This window comes from Streptomyces sp. WAC00040 (assembly GCF_056835925.1).
Map to the genome: position 1 here is coordinate 639,173 of NZ_JAKQZE010000001.1, position 19,206 is coordinate 658,378.

General features: G+C 72.3%; 17 protein-coding genes and 1 tRNA gene. 10 read left to right on the forward strand and 8 right to left on the reverse strand.

All coding sequences use genetic code 11. From position 1 onward, the window contains the following. The first annotated feature begins 15 nt into the window (after window positions 1-15). Window positions 16-549, forward strand: coding sequence for a hypothetical protein (locus MDN94_RS02890; RefSeq protein WP_482724414.1), 534 nt, complete (start codon window positions 16-18; stop codon window positions 547-549). Window positions 550-569: 20 nt separating this feature from the next. On the opposite strand, the gene MDN94_RS02895 is transcribed toward MDN94_RS02890, so the two are convergent. Both MDN94_RS02895 and MDN94_RS02900 read right to left on the reverse strand, forming a co-directional pair. Next, on the reverse strand, window positions 570-1,433 hold the full coding sequence (locus MDN94_RS02895) for a spermidine synthase (protein WP_482724415.1): 864 nt from the start codon (window positions 1,431-1,433) through the stop codon (window positions 570-572). 58 nt (window positions 1,434-1,491) lie between these two features. After that, entirely contained in the window at window positions 1,492-1,941 is a 450-nt protein-coding gene (locus MDN94_RS02900; protein WP_482724416.1) for a hypothetical protein, read from the reverse strand. A gap of 239 nt (window positions 1,942-2,180) precedes the next feature. Between MDN94_RS02900 and MDN94_RS02905 the strand changes: the two genes are divergently transcribed. Next, complete coding sequence (locus MDN94_RS02905) at window positions 2,181-3,599, forward strand: NsdA family TPR-like regulatory protein (RefSeq protein WP_482724417.1); 1,419 nt, start codon at window positions 2,181-2,183, stop codon at window positions 3,597-3,599. A 236-nt stretch (window positions 3,600-3,835) separates the two neighbouring features. Here the strand turns inward: MDN94_RS02905 and MDN94_RS02910 are convergent, their stop codons facing one another. Next, window positions 3,836-4,432, reverse strand: a complete 597-nt coding sequence (locus MDN94_RS02910) for a histidine phosphatase family protein (RefSeq protein ID WP_482724418.1) — start codon at window positions 4,430-4,432, stop codon at window positions 3,836-3,838. A 132-nt stretch (window positions 4,433-4,564) separates the two neighbouring features. On the opposite strand from MDN94_RS02910, the gene MDN94_RS02915 reads away from it, so the two are divergent. The 7 genes from MDN94_RS02915 to MDN94_RS02945 all read left to right on the forward strand — a co-directional run bounded on the left by MDN94_RS02915 (window position 4,565) and on the right by MDN94_RS02945 (window position 10,779). Then, a complete protein-coding gene (locus MDN94_RS02915; RefSeq protein WP_482724419.1) occupies window positions 4,565-5,455 on the forward strand; it encodes a phosphatase PAP2 family protein in 891 nt (296 codons plus the stop codon). Further along, window positions 5,385-6,551, forward strand: coding sequence for a hypothetical protein (locus MDN94_RS02920; RefSeq protein WP_482724420.1), 1,167 nt, complete (start codon window positions 5,385-5,387; stop codon window positions 6,549-6,551). Before MDN94_RS02915 ends, MDN94_RS02920 begins: the two co-directional genes overlap by 71 nt. Further along, entirely contained in the window at window positions 6,542-8,140 is a 1,599-nt protein-coding gene (locus tag MDN94_RS02925; RefSeq protein ID WP_482724421.1) for a hypothetical protein, read from the forward strand. Before MDN94_RS02920 ends, MDN94_RS02925 begins: the two co-directional genes overlap by 10 nt. Continuing rightward, window positions 8,137-9,504 (forward strand): AAA domain-containing protein, encoded by a 1,368-nt coding sequence (locus tag MDN94_RS02930; protein ID WP_482724422.1) that lies wholly within the window; start codon window positions 8,137-8,139, stop codon window positions 9,502-9,504. Before MDN94_RS02925 ends, MDN94_RS02930 begins: the two co-directional genes overlap by 4 nt. 80 nt (window positions 9,505-9,584) lie before the next feature. Beyond that, a complete protein-coding gene (locus MDN94_RS02935) occupies window positions 9,585-9,926 on the forward strand; it encodes a hypothetical protein (protein ID WP_482724423.1) in 342 nt (113 codons plus the stop codon). Window positions 9,927-10,097: 171 nt separating this feature from the next. Next, window positions 10,098-10,715, forward strand: coding sequence for a bifunctional DNA primase/polymerase (locus MDN94_RS02940; RefSeq protein WP_482724424.1), 618 nt, complete (start codon window positions 10,098-10,100; stop codon window positions 10,713-10,715). Then, window positions 10,706-10,779, forward strand: a tRNA-Lys gene (locus MDN94_RS02945). The genes MDN94_RS02940 and MDN94_RS02945 overlap by 10 nt, the downstream gene beginning before the upstream one ends. Before the next feature lie 60 nt (window positions 10,780-10,839). Here the strand turns inward: MDN94_RS02945 and MDN94_RS02950 are convergent. Further along, entirely contained in the window at window positions 10,840-12,066 is a 1,227-nt protein-coding gene (locus tag MDN94_RS02950; RefSeq protein WP_482726984.1) for a M6 family metalloprotease domain-containing protein, read from the reverse strand. Window positions 12,067-12,550: 484 nt separating this feature from the next. Here MDN94_RS02950 and MDN94_RS02955 point away from each other — a divergent pair, with 484 nt between their 5' ends. After that, a complete protein-coding gene (locus tag MDN94_RS02955) occupies window positions 12,551-14,329 on the forward strand; it encodes a putative bifunctional diguanylate cyclase/phosphodiesterase (RefSeq protein WP_482726985.1) in 1,779 nt (592 codons plus the stop codon). Window positions 14,330-14,433: 104 nt separating this feature from the next. Here the strand turns inward: MDN94_RS02955 and MDN94_RS02960 are convergent, their stop codons facing one another. From MDN94_RS02960 to MDN94_RS02975, 4 genes are all read right to left on the reverse strand, one after another. Next, window positions 14,434-16,107, reverse strand: coding sequence for a glycosyl hydrolase family 18 protein (locus MDN94_RS02960; protein WP_482724425.1), 1,674 nt, complete (start codon window positions 16,105-16,107; stop codon window positions 14,434-14,436). Window positions 16,108-16,317: 210 nt separating this feature from the next. Next, window positions 16,318-17,427, reverse strand: coding sequence for an LLM class flavin-dependent oxidoreductase (locus MDN94_RS02965; RefSeq protein WP_482724426.1), 1,110 nt, complete (start codon window positions 17,425-17,427; stop codon window positions 16,318-16,320). 199 nt (window positions 17,428-17,626) lie between these two features. Next, window positions 17,627-18,346: a maleate cis-trans isomerase family protein gene (locus MDN94_RS02970; protein ID WP_482724427.1), complete on the reverse strand. Its 720-nt coding sequence runs from the start codon at window positions 18,344-18,346 to the stop codon at window positions 17,627-17,629. Continuing rightward, complete coding sequence (locus tag MDN94_RS02975) at window positions 18,343-19,140, reverse strand: maleate cis-trans isomerase family protein (protein WP_482724428.1); 798 nt, start codon at window positions 19,138-19,140, stop codon at window positions 18,343-18,345. Before MDN94_RS02975 ends, MDN94_RS02970 begins: the two co-directional genes overlap by 4 nt. Between the last annotated feature and the right edge of the window lie 66 nt (window positions 19,141-19,206).

The following is a 19,206-nucleotide window of genomic DNA, read 5'->3' on the forward strand; positions in this document are numbered from 1 at the left end:
GGCGGGTGGTGCACTATGGCCCGGATGCATCGAGGACTCGTACATGCCATGGCGTGGTCGCTGTCCACCGGCGCGGCGGTGACGCTGTCCTGGTGGGGCGTTCACACGGTCATGGCCGGAACCGCGTACGACCGGCCGCGCGCTCTTCCCATCACCGCGCAGAACTCGACGGCGCAGGCCGCGAAGCCGCAGGCGTCGTCGACGGCGCGGCCGCCGAGCCCGTCCGCCTCGCCGGGCACGCGCCCGCCGACGACGCCTCCGCCCGCCTCACCGACGAAGAAGGCCCCCCCGCCGAAGTCGCCTTCACCGCCGCCGCCTTCGGATACCGGAAATGTGAAGGGCTACAACGTCAAGGGCGGCCGGGTCGTCTTCGACATCGGTGACAGCGCGGCCGAACTCGTCTCGGCGACTCCTGCGGCGGGCTGGCAGATGCAGGTGTGGACCCAGCCGTCGTGGATCCGTGTCACGTTCACGCAGGACGGTCACGAGGTGTCGGTGTTCTGCACCTGGAACGGCCATCCTCCGATGGTGCAGTTCGACGAGCGCTGAGAGTCCCCGTCACCCGAAGGTCAGCGGAACGCCGCGGGCGGCGGCACCGGCGACGGCTTGGCGCTCGCGTCCGTCACGGGCGCCGCCCCGCCGGTGAAGTCGGCCAGTGCCCGCCCGTGTTCGACGCGTCCGGCGAACGGGTCGCTCGCGACCCGGCGGGTGAATTCGGCGATCGGCAGTTCCCTGTCCGACGCGAGAAGCACGGCGTTGCCGAAGCGACGCCCGCGCAGCACCGTCGGATCGGCGGCGAGCGCGAGCTCGGGAAAGACGGCCGAGGCGGTGGCGATCTGGGCCCGCAGATGTGTGAGCGGCGGCCCGTCGGCGATGTTGGCGACGTAGCTGCCGCCGGGCCTCATCACCCTGCGCACCTCTGCGAGGAACTCCGTGCTGGTCAGATGTGCGGGGGTGCGCGCCCCGCTGAACACGTCCGCGATCACCACGTCCGCCCAGCCGTCCGGCACCTTCGCCAGACCTGCCCGCGCGTCGGTCGATCTGACCCGTATCCGCGCGCCGGGGTTCAGCGGCAGGTGCGCGCGTACGAGTTGGACGAGAGCCGCGTCCAGTTCGACGATCTGCTGGGTGGAACGGGGGCGTGTGGCGGCGACGTACCGGGCGAGGGTGAACGCCCCGCCACCGAGGTGCACGACCTGGAGGGGACGCCCGGGAGGTGCGGCGAGGTCCACCGCGTGGCCCAGCCGGCGCTGGTACTCGAAGGAGAGATACGCCGGGTCGTCGAGATCCACGTGCGACTGCGGCGCACCGTCGATGAGCAGCGTCCAGCCGCGCGGGCGTTCCCGGTCGGGTATCAGCTCCGCGAGTCCTCCGTCCACGGCGGCGACGACGGACTCCGGTCCACCGCCCCCACGCCGCTTGCTTTTCGCCACGCGTCCATTATCGCCCGGCCGCGGACCCCCCGCGTCCGGGTCCTCCGCCGGGTCGGCCTCAGCGGCAGTTGTCCGCCGCCTCGATCAGACGGGCAGCCTCCCCCAACGCCTCCCGCAGCACCACCGGGTCCGTGACGGTGTCCGCGTCGTCACCGGGCGGCAGCAGCCAGCCCGACCCGGTGACCGGTAACTCCGCCGGGATGCGCAGGCCCCGGCCGGAGGTCTGCGTACAGGCGCTGCCCGGCATGTCCCAGGCGTCGGCCGTACCGGGCGGAACAAGGAAACCCAGGGTGTCGCAGGCCCCGTCGTGGAGCACCGGCCCGACCGCGGGAGCGGCGGCGCGGCGAAGGATGTCCACCGCCTCGAGGCCCTGCCGAGCGGGAACGGTCACCAGATCGCAAGGCTCTGCCGGCCCGCCGGGCACCGCCACGTCGCAGAAGGGTGGTGCACTGCCGTCCGGGGTGGGCCGGTGCCCGGCAGTGGTCGAGGGCGTCGCGCTGGTCTCCATGCCGACCTCCAACAAGGGGATCCCCTCCTCGCTCGAGTGGAGACACGTAACGCGCCTCCGACGGTTCAACGCCCGTACGCGTCAAGGGCTACGGCGGCACGCCGCCGCAAAGGATGGCAGTTCATGGCAGAACACCGACGAGATGTCCCTTTTGTTGCCAAACCCTGTGTGAAGGGCCTGTCACAGCAGGTACGTTCTTGCCCCGCCGGAACACGGCCGCACCAAGAGAGGCCTCGGCCATGGCGTCATCGTCAAAGGCATCACGGGCGGTTCCTGCCCCCGTACCCAACCTGGCTTTCCGCAGACTGCGCGGACACCGCTCACCGGGCGAGTTCGCGACGGCAGTACGGCGGGCGGCCCGCGAGATCGGCGAGCAGGTCTCCTGCGACGCGCGCTACATCGGCCGGGTCGAGTCCGGGGAGATCCGCTGCCCGAACTACGCGTACGAGCGGGTTTTCCTGCACATGTTCCCCGGCCTGGCGCTGACGGACCTGGGCTTCACCGCCCGGGAACAGGTGCGCGGGCGCGGCGCGGGGAACCGGGCCGCGCCCGCGTCACCGCCGCCGGACCGGGCGGCGGACGCGGCCGTTCCGCACCACCACCCCTGCTGCCGGCTCCCCCTCGGCAGCAGCGAAAGCGACAGCGACGAGGAGAGCGACGTGCTGCGTCGCGCATTCATGACGAGCGGCTCCACCACGGTGGCGGCCGCGTCCCTGGGGCTCGGCCCCGGATCCTTGCCCGACCCGCGGAGAGTCGGCGAGGCCGAGGTCAGCGCCGTCGAGGAGGCGGTACGCCGTATCCGGCTGCTCGACGACCGGCACGGCGCCGACGGTCTGTACCGCCGCGCCGCGCAGCCGCTGAGGGCCGCGTACGCGCTGCTCGACGCCTGCACGCCGGCCCGCAGGTCGACCGCGCGGCGGCTGCACACCGGCGCCGGTGAGCTCGCCATTTCGGTGGGCTGGCTCGCCCATGACTCAGGCCGTCTCGAGGACGCGCGATCGCACTACGCGGAGGCCCTCGCGACCGCGCGCGTGGCGGGCGACCCTGCGCTGGAGGCGCACGCGTTCTGCAACACGTCTTTCCTCGCCAGGGACGCGGGCCGGCACCGGGAGGCCGTGCGCACCGCGCAGGCCGGCCAGCAGGCGGCCCGGCTGGTCGCCTCCCCACGGCTGCTGGCGCTGCTCGCGCTGCGGGAGGCGGGCGGCTGGGCGGGGCTCGGCGACCGCGCCGGCTGCGAGCAGTCGCTGGCCAGGGCACACGCACACTTCGGGCGCGGCGCCTCGGACGCCGACCCCGAGTGGATGTCCTTCTTCGCCGAACCCGAACTGGAGGCGCTCCAGGCGCAGTGCTGGTCGGCCCTCGGCGAATGGGCCCGCGCGGCCCGCCACGCGCGTCGCGCGGCGGCCCTGCAGGACCACCGCTTCACCCGCAACCTCGCGCTGTACCGGGCCGAGCTGGCCGCGGACCTGGCCCGGGCGGGTGAGCCGGAGGAGGCGGCCGCGGCGGGCGAGCAGGTGCTCGAACTGCTGGGCGAGGTCCGGTCGTCCCGCATCCACGCGATGCTGTCGGATACGGCTAAGGTCCTCCTGCCGCACCGCCGCAGCCCGTCGGTCTCCGCCTTCCTCCACCACCGCGAGACGGCAACGGGCCGCGCCTGACGCCACGACGACATGGCGGCTGCGTGGGGCCCGTTCCCCACCCCGCCCCTTCCCGAAGCCGGGGCTCCGGCCCCGGACCCCCGCGCCTCAAACGCCGGCGAGGCTGGAGTTGCCGGGCAGCTTCAGCCCGCCCGGCGCTCGAGGGCGCCGTCGAAGGCGGTACGGAGCCCGGGGGCCTGCCCCGATTTCGGGAAGTGGGGTGCAGGGGAACAGGACCCGCGCAGCCGCCACCACCGTCACCCCTCCTGGTGCCCCGTGTCGTTCCACCGCTCGATCGCCGGCTCCCCGTACGCCCACCCCAGCACCGACAGGCTCGTCGGATCCAGCCGGATGCGCGCCCCGAAGGAGATGTGCTCGCCCAGCCACCTGGCCCCGATCGAGCGCAGGATGTGGCCGTGGGCGAAGACCAGTACGTCGCGGTCGGCCGAGCGGGCCCATTCGACGACCTCGTCCGCGCGGGCGGACACGTCCGCGAGGGTCTCGCCGTCGGGTGCGCCGTCGCTCCACAGGAGCCAGCCGGGCCGGATGTCCTGGATCTCGGCCGGCGTGAGGCCCTCGAACGCGCCGTAGTCCCATTCCATCAGCGGGTCCCAGGCCTGCGCCCGCTCCCCGAAGCCCGCCAGCGCGCACGTCTCGCTCGCCCTGATGAGCGGGCTGGTGCGGACCTCGACCCCTTCCAGCCCCGACCACGGCGCCCGGTGGAGCCGCTCGCCCAGCAGCTTGGCGCCGCGCCGGCCCTCCTCGAGCAGGGGGATGTCCGTCCTGCCGGTGTGCCTTCCGAGCAGCGACCATTCGGTCTGGCCGTGCCGGGCGAGCAGGATCCGCGGTGCCATGGGGAGCTCTCCTGAAGTTCACGATCGATGTCGCTCCATCATCCCGCACCTGAACTTCAGGCAACCTACCCGCCGATCTCGGCGTCCCCCTCCCCGGACGAGTGATCCCGACGGGGGACGGAGACCGACCGGATGCCGCAGACCGCGCCTCGCCACCGGCTTCGCTGGTGGACCGAGCTGCTGCTGATCGCCGTCGTCTACGCGGCGTACTCGGCCGGCCGGCTCCTCGCCCGCGGCGATGTCTCCACGGCCGTCGACAACGGACTCGCGATACTCCGGGCCGAGAAGGCACTCCTGCTCAACGCCGAGCATCCGCTGAACCGTCTCTTCACGGAGATGCCCGCGCTCGGCATACCCGCGGATTTCGCGTACGCCTCGCTCCACTACCTGGCCACCCCCGTCGTCCTCGTGTGGCTCTTCCGCCGCCGCCCCCTCCGCTACCGCGCGGCCCGCACCTGGCTGATGCTCTCCACGCTCCTCGGGCTGGCAGGTTTCACGCTGATGCCGACCTGCCCCCCGCGGCTGCTGGACGCCGGCCACGGGTTCGTGGACACGATGGCGCAGTACAGCTCGTACGGCTGGTGGGGCGCGGAGGCGAGCGCGCCGCGAGGGCTCGGCGGCATGACGAACCAGTACGCGGCGATGCCGAGCCTGCACGTCGGCTGGGCCTTATGGGTCGGGGTGATGCTGTGGCGGCACGGCCGTACGCCGCTCGCGCGGGCACTGGCCGTCGCCTACCCGCTGCTCACCACGGTCGTGGTGATGGGCACGGCCAACCACTACTTCCTCGACGCGGTCGCCGGCGCCGCCGTCATGTGCGCGGGAGCGCTGCTGACCAGGCCCGCCCTGCGTCTCGCCGACCGCACGCGCGAACGGTTCACGGGCGGGCCCCGCCCCCCCGCGGCGGTCTCCGTCTCCCCTGTTGTCGGTGGCGGATGCGAGACTTCCGCGGGTGAGCGAATCCCTGGGCAGCGGACCCCCTCCGCAGGCGCCGACGACAGCACTCCGGCAACGGCTCGCTGAGCTGCGGGGCCCTGCCGCGCAGCCCCATCCACTGGACGCCCGCGCCCTCGCGGCCCTCGCCGCCAATCCGGGGTGCCGGCGCCGGGCGCTGCTGGACGGCGCCGGGGTGGACAAGGCGGCGCTCGCCTCAGCGCTGGGTGCTCCGGGGACGTTCGGGCAGTCGCAGTTCGCCTTCATGCGCGGGAACGCCTTCGAGGCGAAGGTGAAGGCCGACGGCGGCAAGGAGTTGCTGCGCCTGCTGGGGCTCGACGACCCGGCGGGCGCCCTGGTGCCGGATCTGTCGGCGGCCGGCCCCGAGGGGCGTGCCGCGCGTACGGCGCTGGCGCTGCGCGAGGCGACGGCCGCCGGAGCGTGGACGCTGCTCGACCATCCGTTGCTCGCGCTGGACGTGGCGGGCTCGCCCGCGTATCTGGAGCCGGACGCCGTCGTGGTGCACCCCGACGGCCGGTGGACGGTCGTGGAGATCAAGTCGTTCCCGATGGTCGACGCGTCGGCGGACGCGTCGAAGGTGGGTGCGGCCGCCCGCCAGGCCGCGGTGTACGTCCTGGCGCTGGAGCGGGTCGCCGCCGTCACGGACGGCGCTCGGGTGGCGCACGGCATCCTGCTGGTCTGCCCCAAGGATTTCTCCAACCTGCCGACCGCGTCCGCCGTGGACGTGCGCAAGCAGCTGTCGGTGACCCGCCGTCAGCTGGCCAGGCTCACCCGTGTCGAGGACATCGCGGCCGGGCTCCCGGAAGGCCTCACCTTCGACCTCGACGGGTGTTCGCCGGACGAGCTGACGGCTGCGGTCGAGTCCGTCCCGCACGCGTACGCGCCCGAGTGCCTCGCCGCCTGCGAGCTGGCCTTCCACTGCCGTGACCGGGCCAGGCAGGCCGGTGCGGTGGAGACCCTGGGCCGGTCGGTCCGCGGTGAGCTGGGCGGGCTGACGACCATCGGCGAGGTGCTGGCGGCGGCACGCGGCGAGGCCGGGGACCCGTCCGACCCGGCGGTGGCGGCGCTCCGGCGGGCGGCCGCGCTGCGGGCCGAGGCCCTGGCCGAGGCTGATCCGGCGCAGCGGGGCACGGCAGCAAAGCAGGAGGCCGGAGCATGTCGCTGATCGCCACCCTCGCCCGGCTGGAGGCGGTCGAGAGGGGTCGGGCGCAGCCGCTGGCGACGGTCCGCCACCGGCGGTTGGCCGAACGCCCGTTGGTGTTCGTGCCGCTGACGACGGCGGGTGAGGCCGGGGCGCCGCTGGGCGCGCTGGTGGGGACGGACCCCGAGGAGCCGCGGCTGCTGGTCGTGGCCCAGCCGCGCGACCGCGACCTGCGTTCGGCGTTCCTTGCGGAGCTGGCCGACGTGGTCCTGCCGTATCTCGACGGCTTCGGGGACGAGGTGGAGCACGTCGAACGCAAGGAGACCGACGCAAAGACCGGCAAGAAGGTCACCGTCGAGGTCGAACTGTGCGTGGACGCGCCGCAGTTGATCGTGCCGAGCCGGGCGGGCGTGGATTTCGTGCGGCTGCTGGGACGCTCGATGCGGTTCCGTCGCACGGCCGAGCAGGACCCCGACACGCCCTACCCGGCGCCGCCCCGTGTGCCGTTGCTGGGCCGCTGGCTCACCCACTACGGGGAGCGGGCCCGGGTCCCGGGCTCATCCCTGCTGCTCGCGGCGGCGGATCTGCTGAACCGCCACTGGGCGACCGGCCAGTCCTCGCTGGAGGACCAGCACCTGGGCGCGCTGCTCGCCTGGATCGAGGCGGACGACGCGCCGGACGCCGAGTCCGGCGCCGAGGCCGCGCTGCGGGCCGAGCTGGGCCGCGACCGGGAGGGCATGCTGCTGTGCCCGCCGGCGGGACCGGCGACCGACCCGGTCTTCGACAACCGGCGCCTGGCGCCCGCGATGGAGCGCTACGACCGGGCCCGGCAACTGCTGGCGGCGGCCGAGGACGGCGGCAGCGCCGACGAGCGTCTGGGCGAGCTGCACCGTGCGGAGCTCGAGATCCGGCGCCTGGTCGCGGACCAGATGCGGCCCACCTGGTCCGCCGTGTGGCGCACGGTCGAGCTGATGCGCGCGCTGCCGGAGGGCTCCCGCGTCGAGGACCGCTGGACCCGTGACCGCTGGTCGTTCACCGCCCACCGCGACCGGGTCCGCGCCGGTGAGCCGCCCCAGCCGCGCCGCGACGACGCGGTGACCGCCGCGCAGAAGCTCGCCGCGCGGGAGACGGCGCAGGCGCAACTGGAGGCCCAGGAGGCGCTGGACGATCCGCTGGTGATGGCGGGCCGCCGTCTGGCGGGTGAGGCGTTCCTGTCGGAGGTGATCGACGTGGAGATGGCCTGGTCCGAGTCGAAGCGGCCGAGTCCCCGTCCGCTGGTGACCGTCCGCACGGACGACCGCCCCCACCTCGGCGAGCGGGTGAAGGTGTACCGCTCGCTCGAGGGAAAGCCTCAAACGGCAGAGTTCGTGCGGTACGAGGACGAGGGCACGCTGGTGCTGCGCGTCATGGACCGGATGGGCCGTGCCAAGGACCCCGCAGAAGGGTCGGTGCCGGCCAAGGGGGACCGTATCGCCTGGACCCTGTTCGAGCACGACCAGCGGGGCGGGCCGAAGTTGCCGGATCCGGAGGAGACGCCGTGGACGCACGGCGGGCCGCCGCGCACCGAAACGGCCGAGATCCCGGACCTCGTCACCCCGGAGGACCTTCTGTGACACCGCCTTCCACCGCGCCGTTCCCTCCGGCCACGGCGCCGTTCGATCCCGCCGCGGAGGCCGCGCGTGCCACGGCCGGCATCCTCGCCGACACCCTCCACGGCTCCGCAAGGGGCGTCGTCGTCGACTCCCCGCCGGGCGCCGGCAAGTCGACCCTGGTGGTGCGGGCGGCACTCGAACTGGCGGCGGCGGGCCGTCCGTTGATGGTCGTCGCGCAGACCAACGCGCAGGTGGACGACCTGGTGCTGCGGCTCGCGGAGAAGGAGCCGGGGCTTCCCGTCGGCCGGCTGCACTCGAACGACTCCGACCCGTACGACAAGGCTCTCGACGAGCTGGACAACGTCCGCAAGTCGGCGAAGGCCGGTGACCTGGCCGGTCTGGACGTCGTCATCTCCACGGCGGCCAAGTGGGCGCATGTGCAGGGCGTCGAGCCCTGGGGACACGCCATCGTCGACGAGGCGTACCAGATGCGCTCCGACGCACTGCTCGCCGTCGCCGGGCTCTTCGAGCGTGCGCTCTTCGTCGGCGACCCGGGCCAGCTCGACCCGTTCTCCGTGGTCGGTGCAGAGCAGTGGGCGGGCCTTTCCTACGACCCGTCGGCGAGCGCGGTGTCGACGCTCCTCGCGCACAACCCGGAGCTGCCGCAGCACCGGCTGCCGGTCTCCTGGCGGCTGCCTGCGTCCGCGGCGCCGCTGGTGTCCGACGCGTTCTACCCGTACACACCGTTCCGCAGCGGCACTGGCGACGGGGACCGGCGGCTCTCGTTCGGTGTGCCGTCCGACGGCTCCGGGCCCGACCGGGTTCTCGACGAGGCGGCCGCCTCCGGCTGGGGGCTGCTGGAGCTTCCCCCGCGCCACACGCCGCGGACCGACCCGGAGGCGGTACGGGCGGTGGCGCTGGTGGTACGCCGGCTGCTCGACCGCGGCGGCGCCGCGGTCTCGGAGCGGTCCGAGGAGCCGGTGCCGCTCACCTCGGACCGGATCGCCGTCGGCACGGCCCACCGCGACCAGGCCGCCGCGGTGCGTGCCGCGCTGGCGGACCTGGGCGTCACCGGCGTCACGGTCGACACCGCGAACCGCCTCCAGGGCCGTGAGTACGACGTGACCGTCGTACTCCATCCCCTGTCCGGCCGGCCCGACGCGACGGCGTTCCACCTGGAGACGGGCCGGCTGTGCGTCCTCGCCTCCCGGCACCGGCACGCCTGCATCGTGGTGTGCCGTGCCGGTGTGGGCGAGCTGCTCGACGAGCACCCGTCCACGGAGCCGGTCCAGCTGGGCGTGACGGTGAAGTTCCCGGACGGCTGGGAGGCGAATCACGCGGTGCTGGCACATCTGGCCGAGCACCGGGTGCTGTGGCGGCCCTGAATGGCCTGAGGCCCTCTTGCGCGGCGCGGGACAATGGATGGCGGTCCGGGGCGCGGGCCGTGACGAGGAGGAGTACGGACATGGCGGAACCGGAGCGGACGACCGAGCGCAGGATGCGGCCGGGCCCGCTGCTCTTCGAGCCGTCGGAGGCCGCCGCCGACCCTGAGCACTTCTTCGACCTTGAGTCCATGGAGGACCCGCTCGAGCTGCTGGCCCGCGCGACGGAGCTGGCACTCGCCTTCCGGGCGGCGACGGACCGGGCGGTGGAGTTCCAGGCCGTCGCGGCGGCCCAGCTGGCGGATCCCCGCCGCTTCGACCGGCTGACGCCCGCGGACATCGCGGAGCGGGCGGGCTGGACCGAGGACTATGCCCGCAAGATGATCGACTTCGGCGAGGAGCTCCTGCGCGGCGCTGTGACGTAGCACGCTCCGCGGGGCCGGGCGGGCAGCCGCCGCTACGGGGAGTGCGGGCCGGGCTCCCGTCAACATCACTTCGCATATGCCGGCGGCGCAAGATACTCCCCTCCGCCCCGCCCTGTCCTTGTTTCTGGCAACCCGGTGAAATTGCAGTGTCACCCCCGGTAAGCATGAACCATGACCGCATGGCTTCGAGACCCATCCCTGCTGACGCACGTGGGCGCCGACGAGGAGGACCGCGCCGCGGCCCGTGTGACACCCCCGGGCGCCGGCTGGCTCGCCTCCGCCGAGACGTTCCCGCGGTCGGCGCTCGCCCAGTGGGAGGCGCGGCCGACGGCCCCCGCCGTGCTGCCCTGCGGCTCGGTGTTCGACGTGGTGACCGTTCCCTCGATCTTCGGCCGCCGGATGCTGGACCGGCTGTGGGAGGAGGGTCCGGGGTCCGGGCCCGTCGCCGTGCATCGGGGCCGGATGATGCTGTTCGCCGCGCCCGGCACGGCCCAGCGGCTGCCGTCGCTGCTCGACTGGGAGGAGTGGGGCGACTCCGTTCCGCCACTGCTGTGCCACGGCACGGGCGACGCCGTCACCGTCCCGCCGCTGATCCCCACGAACACCGCCTCCGAACCGCGCTGGGTGGTCGCCCCGGACACCCGCCGGCCCTGGCTCCCGGGCCCGGAGGTCCTGCTCTGGGCGTGCGTACGGGCGGTCCGCGCGAAGGTCTCCGCAGGGGTGCGGGTATCGATTTTTCCTCCCGCCGATCAGGATGCTAAGGTCTACGACGTCAGCAGGCGCCGCTAGCTCAGTTGGTTAGAGCAGCTGACTCTTAATCAGCGGGTCCGGGGTTCGAGTCCCTGGCGGCGCACAGACGGAAGAAGGTCCCTCGCGAGAGCGGGGGACCTTCTTCGTGTCCGGTAGGACGGCGCTAGGCAGTGGTGATCTTCACCGTCCACGCCCCTGTCTGCGTCCTTTCCGCGACCTCCACCCGCGCCCGTCCGCCCGGCGGCCCCGGCATGGTGAAGGTCTCACCGACCCGCAGTGGCGCGTCCGCGAGCGGCGGGTAGACCGACTCCTCCCAGCAGGCGTCCGTGTCCGGGTGGGTGTCGACGACCTCGACGGGCCCGCCTCCCGATGCCATCTCGGACCGCACCCGGTAGAGGAGCACGCCCTCCGTACAGGTGTAGGTGTCGTTGCCGGTGGCTCCGCGGGCCTCGATCGCGAGCGCGCTGTCGGGTCCGGTGCGGACGACCGCCAGCCGGGTCCCGATGCTCCCGCCGCCCACGGGCGCGGCGGCCACGGGCTCGAGGGTCACCATGCCGCTGCCGCGCTCCGCGGAGACGCACCGCACCTCCTGCCGGCTCAGCCAGCCCAGCTTCCATTTGTGCCAGGCGAACAGGTCCGGTGCGAGTCCGAACTGGCTGCCCATGACGTCCCAGTCCCCGACGTGGGTGTCCCAGTCGCCGTTGCCGTCGACGGGCCGGTGGTAGAGGTCGGGCAGGTCGAAGACGTGACCGGTCTCGTGGGCGAGCACGTTGCGGTCCGGCGGGTGGCGCTCGAATACGGTGACCACCCGCCGGATGTCGGTGCCGTCGGCGCTCAGCGGCCGGTCGAAGTTGACGACCTTGGTCGCGTCCGAGTCGACGCCGGGCGCGTCGGGGTCGGCGACCAGGTAGACGATGTCGTACTCGGAGAAGTCGACCTCGCGGTCGGCCACGTCGATCGCGTCGCGGAGATAGGCGGCGCGCTTCTCGGGGTCCCAGTCGCGCTGTATTCCGTAGGCGACGGAGGGCTTGGGCATGGGCAGCCACTCGGTCAGCGGCTCGGCACGCAGCGAGAACTTCCCGTACGAGGCGCGCCGGAAGAAGTCGCTGGTGGCGGGGAAGTGGTCGGCGGCCAGCTTGTGGGGGGCGTTCAGCGGCTCGGAGTCCGGGAACGAGAGGAAGATCATCACCGCGTCGAGGCCGGTGGCCGGCCGGGTGTAGGCGGCGTTCCAGGTGTCGAGGCCCAGCGAGTGGTGGGCCGTGGTCCGGGGCAGTGCGCAGGGGCCGCCCACGGAGTCGGCGACGGCCGGACCGGCCACGAGGGAGGTGGCCGCGAACGCCAAGAGGGAAGTGATCCCGGCGGCGGCACTCCGCAGCCGCACCCTTTCCACTCTCCCGGGTGTTCCCTCGTGCGACTGCTGACCCTCCACGTGGACCTCCGGCTGCGGAATGCAGGTTGCGTCACCCACCTTGTGGTGTTTTCTGATGGTTCGCCCTGTTCCGGTGCCCCACTCGGGTGACCGACCTGACACCGGGCCGATGCCGCTCCGAGACCCGACGACACTCCGATGGCTCACAGAAAGTCACATTCGGTCAAGGGTCGCCAGAGCCCGGTCCGGACCCATGCAGAAACGATCGACCGTTCCCTCTGGAGGCCCTGTCGCATGATGGTCACGCTGGAAGGGCCGCGTCCGGTGCCTCTATGATCGGCACACTTTCCCCGAGTTCTTGCTGGATTTCTTCGCCGACTGCCTTGGCGGGCCGTCCCCCGACCACATTTGTACGACCCTGTACGACACAACTGCACTGCGGGAGTGAGCGGTGAGCGGAACCTCCGAAGGACAAGGGCCCGCGGGCGTCGCAGTCCCCGGAAGCATCCGACCCTCGGTCACGGAGCGTCACAACTTCGGCCGGACGTCGTCCGAACTGCACGACTACCGGGCCGCCTTCAACGCGGCACAACTGGCCATGGCCGTCGTCGACCACCGGGGCCTGGTGATCAGCGCCAACGAGGCGCTCGCCGCGCTGCTGGGCACCCGGCCAGTGGAACTGCGCGACCGGCACGCGGCCGACCTCATCGACCTCGCCTCCGACGCCCGCACCTGGCACGCGTACCGCGAGGTGCTGCGCGGCCGCCGCTCGCGGTTCCGCTGCACCCGCCGTCTCAAGCACCCGGACGGGCGTGCGCTGTGGGCAGAGGTGACCGTCTCCCCCGTCCCCGACGGCGGCACCGTGCTGCTGTCCGTCGCGGACATCAGCGACCGGCGCGAACTGCGGGCCAGGCTGCGGCACCTGCAGATGCACGACCCGGTGACCCGGCTGCCCAACCGGGCGCTGTTCTTCGAGCGGCTGACAGCCGCGCTGGAGTCCTCCCCCTACGACCAGGACTCCACCGGCCGGATCGGCCTTTGCTACCTCGATCTCGACGGGTTCAAGGCCGTCAACGACACCCTCGGGCACCGCGTCGGCGACCGGCTGCTCGCCGCCGTCGCGACCCGACTGGCCGAGTGCGCGGACGCGGGCGGCACCGGGCGGGGCGGCGGCCATCTGGTCGCCAGGCTGGGTGGTGACGAGTTCGCGATCCTCGTCGAGGACTCCACCGGCACGGAGCAGGTCGCCGACCTCGCCAGGTCCGTACTGGCCGCCCTCCAGGAGCCGTTCGACCTGGCGGGCCAGCGGCTGTCGGTGTCCGCGTCGATCGGTGTCGTGGAGCGTGCGGTGTCGGGGACGAGCGCGACCGGCCTCATGCAGGCCGCCGACACGACGCTGTACTGGGCGAAGGAGGACGGCAAGTCCCGCTGGACGCTCTTCGACCCCGAGCGGAACGCGCACCGGATGACCCGGCAGGCGCTGTCCTCGATGCTGCGTCCGGCCGTGGAACGCGGGGAGTTCACCCTCGAGTACCAGCCGCTGGTGGGCATGGCCGACGGAGTGACGCGTGGTGTGGAGGCGCTCGTGCGCTGGAACCACCCGCAGTTCGGCACGCTCACGCCGAATCGGTTCGTCGCGATCGCCGAGGAGGACGGCTCGATCGTGCAGCTCGGGCAGTGGGTGCTGCGCACGGCGTGCCGGCAGGCCAGACAGTGGCAGCTCGACCACCCGGACGTCCCGCCGCTGTTCGTCAGCGTCAACGTCGCCGTGCGGCAGGTCTGGGACTCCGACCTGGTCGCCGACGTCGCCGAGATCCTCGCGGAGACGGGTCTGCCCGCACATCTGCTCCAGTTGGAGCTCACCGAGTCCGCTGTGATGGGTTCGGCGGGGCGGCCGCTCCAGGCGCTCCAGGCGCTGAGCGACATGGGCGTGCACATCGCCATCGACGACTTCGGCACCGGCTACTCCAACCTCGCGTACCTGAGCCGGCTGCCGGTATCCGTACTGAAGCTCGACGGAACGTTTGTCCGCGGCTTCCAGGACGAGGCCCACGCCAATCCGGCCGACGAGACGATCGTCCAGGCCCTGGTGGAACTGGCCCACCGGCTGGGCCTGACCGTCACCGCCGAGTGTGTGGAGACGTCGGGCCAGGCGTCCCGGCTGCGCCGGATCGGCTGCGACACGGGCCAGGGATGGCTCTACTCACGCGCGGTCGGTCCTGAGCGCATCGCGGAGATGCTGGGCTCGGGGCCCTGCCCTCAGCCGGCCACGACTCCGGGCTGAGAGATCCTCGCCCTGCCGCTCGCGGCGGCGGGGGTGCCACGGTCCGGACACGGAGATCCCCCACGGCCGCCGGCCGTGAGGGATCAGGTACGTGGTGGGTCGGTTCAGCAGGCGCCGAGGTCCTGCCAGACTCCCCACTCCCCCGTGGTGCCGGGCTCCTCGCCCTGTGTCCACCACTTGGCCTTCCAGAGACGGCCCTTGTGGGAGGCCTCGCCGCCGTTGTTGTAGACGGCGGTGGGGGTCCAGGCGGCCGCCGGGCAACCAGGCTGCGGCTCCGTCGGGGTGGGGGTCGGCTCGGTCGGGGTCGGCGTGGGCTCCGGGTCCGTCGGGGACGAGCCGACCGCGGTCACGATCTGGTGGAACAGGGTCGCCCCGGTGTCCAGCCCGAGCAGCGAGTACATCATCGCCCCCGCCAGCCCACGCTCGTGCGCGTAGTCCGCCCGTGCCTGGACGGCCCGCTGGTCGAGGCCGGTGAAGAACTCGCCGTCCTTGTAGAAGTACGCGGCCTTCGCCTCGTCGTCCCAGAAGGAGGTCGCAGGGTTGTCGACGATGCCGCCGAGTTCCTTGTAGTGCGCGATGCCCGCCTGCTGGCTGACGGGCCGGGCGGCCGACGCGCCGGTGGCGCTGCCGCCGAGGCCGTTGCGGGTGCCCGCCGGGACGCCCTTCCAGCCACGGTAGTAGAACTCGTACCCGAGCGTGAGCTTGCCGGCCGGGAATCCGCCGGCGATGCCGTAGGCGCTGTTGCCGTCGATCCACGCGTCGATGGCGTTGTCGATCGAGTACTTCTGGGTGCCCGGCTTGACGGGGTCGGTCGGGTCGGACGCCGGGGAGTACAGCGGCGACTGGTGGTACGCGGGCCCGTCGCCGTCCCAGGCGCCGTGCATGTCGTACGTCATGATGTTCGCGTAGTCGAGGTACGCGCCGATCTTGTCGGTCTCGATGTGCCTGATCTTGTCCTGGCCGGCCGGGAGGGCGGCCGTCAGCAGGTACTTCTTGCCGCCGTGCGCGGCGCCGTACGCGTCGAGTTGCTTGCGGAACTCGGCCAGCAGCAGCGTGAAGTTCTGCTTGTCCTCGGGGCCGTAGTGGTTGCCGAGGTGACCGTCCGGCGAGCCCGGGTACTCCCAGTCGATGTCGATGCCGTCGAAGATGCCGGCGGCGGTGCCGGGGCCGCCGTAGCCGCCCTCGACGGGCAGGTCTCCGGCGATGTACTGCTTGACGCACGAGGCGACGAACTTCTTGCGGCTCGCATCCGTCTTGGCCGCGTCGTGGAAGTACTTGGAGTAGGTCCAGCCGCCCAGCGAGATGTTGATCTTCAGATGCGGGTGCTTGGCCTTCAGCTCCTTGAACTGGTTGAAGACACCCACGATCGGCTGGTTCCAGGTGTCGGCCACGCCGTCCACGCTGTCGGCCGCCGAGAAGGAGCGCTGGTAGTCGGCGTACGAATCGCCCGCGCCGTCACCGGCGTTGGGGTTGGCGTCGTCGCCGGCGGCCTTGTTGGCCTCGAAGCAGGTCAGTTCGGTGGGGTGGATGTTGCCGAACGAGTAGTTGATGACGTCGAGCTTCTCCGCTATGCCCCGGGTGTCGAGGTGCTTGGGGTAGAAGGCGTTGCCGTACACGCTCCACTGGTCGTAGTAAGCGATCTTGACGCCACCGGTCGAAGCGGCCGCCGGGGCAGCGTCGGCGGCCTGGGCGGAACCGGGGCCGACGACGGCCGCCAGCGCTCCGGCGGCGAGTGCCGCGCTGGTGAGCGCTGCGAGCAAGGGTCTGCGGACGTGCACGTGCGGCCTCCGAGGGGGGTGCGTGATACGGGAGTTGGAGCAGTGATAGCCGCCGCCCGAAGCCCGCGTCAATGGTCTGCACCAAACCAGGACTAGACCAATTTGAGCCGGAAAGCACTTGTCGGAGGCCTGCACCCGTTGCGAAAAACCGCCCGCCACCCTGGGTGACGAGCGGTTTAAGCCCTCGTTAATGAGCCACTGCCGAACAGCTCAGGAAGGAACCGGCGCGGCCGGGAGTCCGTACGCGTCGGCGATGAGTTCGTAGCTGCGCAGCCGGGCCTCGCCGCCGTGCGCGTTGGCCGTGATCATCAACTCATCGGCGCCGGTGCGCTTCTGGAGGTCGTCGAGTCCGGCACGGACGGCGTCCGGCGTACCGTGCACCACGTTGCGCAGCCAGCTCTCCGCGACTTCGCGCTCCATCGGGCCGAAGTCGTACTTTTCCGCCTCCTCCGGCGTCGGGATCAGCCCCGGACGGCCGGTACGCAACCGCACCATGGACAGCGCGCCGGTGAGGACCTGCCGACGGGCCTCCTTCTCGTCGTCGGAGGCGAGCGCGGAGACGCCGATCAGGGCGTACGGGGCGTCGAGCACCGCGGACGGCCGGAAGGACTCGCGGTAGAGGTCCAGCGCCGGGACGGTGTTCTGCGCGGAGAAGTGGTGCGCGAAGGCGAACGGGAGCCCGAGCACACCGGCGAGCCGTGCGCTGAAGCCGGAGGAGCCGAGCAGCCACAGCGGCGGGCGGGCCGACGACTGGACACCGCCGGGCGCGGTCGCCTGCACGGGGCCGGGGACGGCGTGGATGCGGGCGTACGGGTGCCCGTCGGGGAAGTCGTCGTCCAGGAAGCGGGTCAGCTCCGCGAGTTGCTGCGGGAAGTCGTCCGCCCCTTCGTTCAGGCGGTCGGTGCGGCGCAGGGCCGCCGCCGTCGCGCCGTCGGTGCCGGGGGCCCGGCCGAGACCGAGGTCGATCCGGCCCGGGGCGAGCGCCTCCAGCGTGCCGAACTGCTCGGCGATGACGAGCGGCGCGTGGTTGGGCAGCATCACACCGCCGGAGCCGAGGCGGATGCGCTCGGTGCGGGCGGCGAGGTGGGCGAGGATCACGGCCGGGGACGAGGACGCGACACCGGGCATGGAGTGGTGCTCCGCGACCCAGTGCCGGTGGTAGCCGCGGCTCTCCGCGAGCCGTGCCAGGTCCACGCTGGTGCGCAGCGCGTCGGTGGCGGTGCGCCCGCTGCCGACGGTGACGAGGTCGAGCACGGAAAGGGGTACGGGGGCGGTCCCGGCCGCCGTGCCTCGGATCTCGTCCACTGCGTCTGCGTTCACCGCTGGGCCCTCCTGCGTCTGTCGTACGTAGCCTCGACAGCCAACAGGAGGGCGACTCCGCTTATTCCCCGCGCGTCCGGAGGCAGGGGCCGGCGGCGACCCGCTCGGGCCGTCCGGACCACCGCCCTGCGCACGACGCACGTCGGCCGGCGTTCCCGGGGGGCACGCCGGCCGACCGTCCCCGCAAGGGGCGCGCGGCTCAGTCGGGTCGGGCGAAGAGCCGGCCCAGCTTGTCACCCCAGGCACGCCGGTCCGCCAGCCGCAGCCCTTCCCACACGGTCACCTGGTTCGCGGTGAGCACCGGCTTGCCCAGCGCCTCCTCCAGGTCGGCCAGGTGGGCGACGGTGTGCAGGGCCGTGTCGGGCATCAGCACCACGTCCGCGTTGGGGTGGTCGGCCGAACGGGCGAGATCGAGGACCTGCTCACGGTCCCAGGTGCCGACTTCCTCGGCCGTCAGGATGCCGGCGTCCCGGCCGGAGACGACCACGGCGCCGGACTTCTCGAGAAACGCCGCGAAGTACTCGGTGACGTCCGCCGGATAGGTGGCGGCGATCGCGACCCGCGGCGCACCCAGGTGCCGCACGGCGTTGACGAAGCCGAACGAGGTGCTGGACGCGGGCATCCCCGCCGCCGTTGCGAGCTCGCGCACCTGCTCGTGGGCGCCCTCCCACCCAAGGACGAAGCTTCCGCTGGTGCACGCCCACACCACCGACTCGGCCCCCTCCAGCCGCAGCGCCTCCATACCGGCGACGAGCCGCTCCGGCGAGCCCATCTTCAGCAGCGCGTCGACGCGGTGTGCGTCCTCGCCGATGTCGGTGTGGATGATGGGCAGCCTGATGTCGCTGTCCAGCAGGACCTCGAGCCGTGGGTAGTCGTCCTCCGCGGAGTGTCCCGGGTAGAGAAGTCCGACCGTCGTCATGTCCAGCCTTCCTGTTCTTCGGGCTCCGGCTGCCCGTCCGGCAGCGTCCCTGCGAGTGCCTCCGGCTCCATGAGAAGTGCCTGGTAGGGGCCGACGGCCCGGGAGCCGATGGCACGCAGCGCGGCCCACATCGTCACCTGGTTGGCAGACAGCACCGGCATCCTCAGTTCGGCCTCCAGCTGCGGAATCGTGTCGTACGTCGCCAGGTTGGTGCAGCTGATGAACAGCGCGTCGGCCGCACCGACCACCGCCGTTCTCGCCATGTCGACCACCGCCCGGTACGGCACCTTCCAGATGTGGCGGGTCAGGCCCAGAAAGGCGCAGCCCGTCACCGTCACTCCAGCTTCTCCCAGATAGGCCTCCAGTGAGCGGGTGACGGACTCCGTATAGGGCGTGACGAGGGCTATCCGGCAGACTCCGAGCTCCTCCAGCGCTTGGAGCAGCGCCCCGGAGGTGGTGAGGGAGGGCACCTCGCCCGCCGAGTTCATCACCTCGCACATGGCGCGTTCCCCGGCGAGGCCCCCCACAAAACTGCCCGAGGCGCAGGCGTACGCGATGACCTCGGGCTCGGACGCCCCGAGCGCCCTTACGGCCTCACGCAGCGTCTCGTGCTCGCTCACCAGACGGGCCAGGTCGAGCGAGACCCCGACGGGCACGAAAGGGGTGCGCGTCAGACGCAGCGAGACGTCGTCGGGGACCCAGCGCCACAGCTCACGGTCGAGCGCGAAGTCGAACGGGGCGACCACACCCACGCCGTGCTGCGGCTGCGGTCCACCCAGAAAGGAGACATCCATCGCAGGCCCCCTTGGTGTCTTGTTGACGACGGTAGGTTCGGGTGCGAGCGTGGTCAATCCGTACAT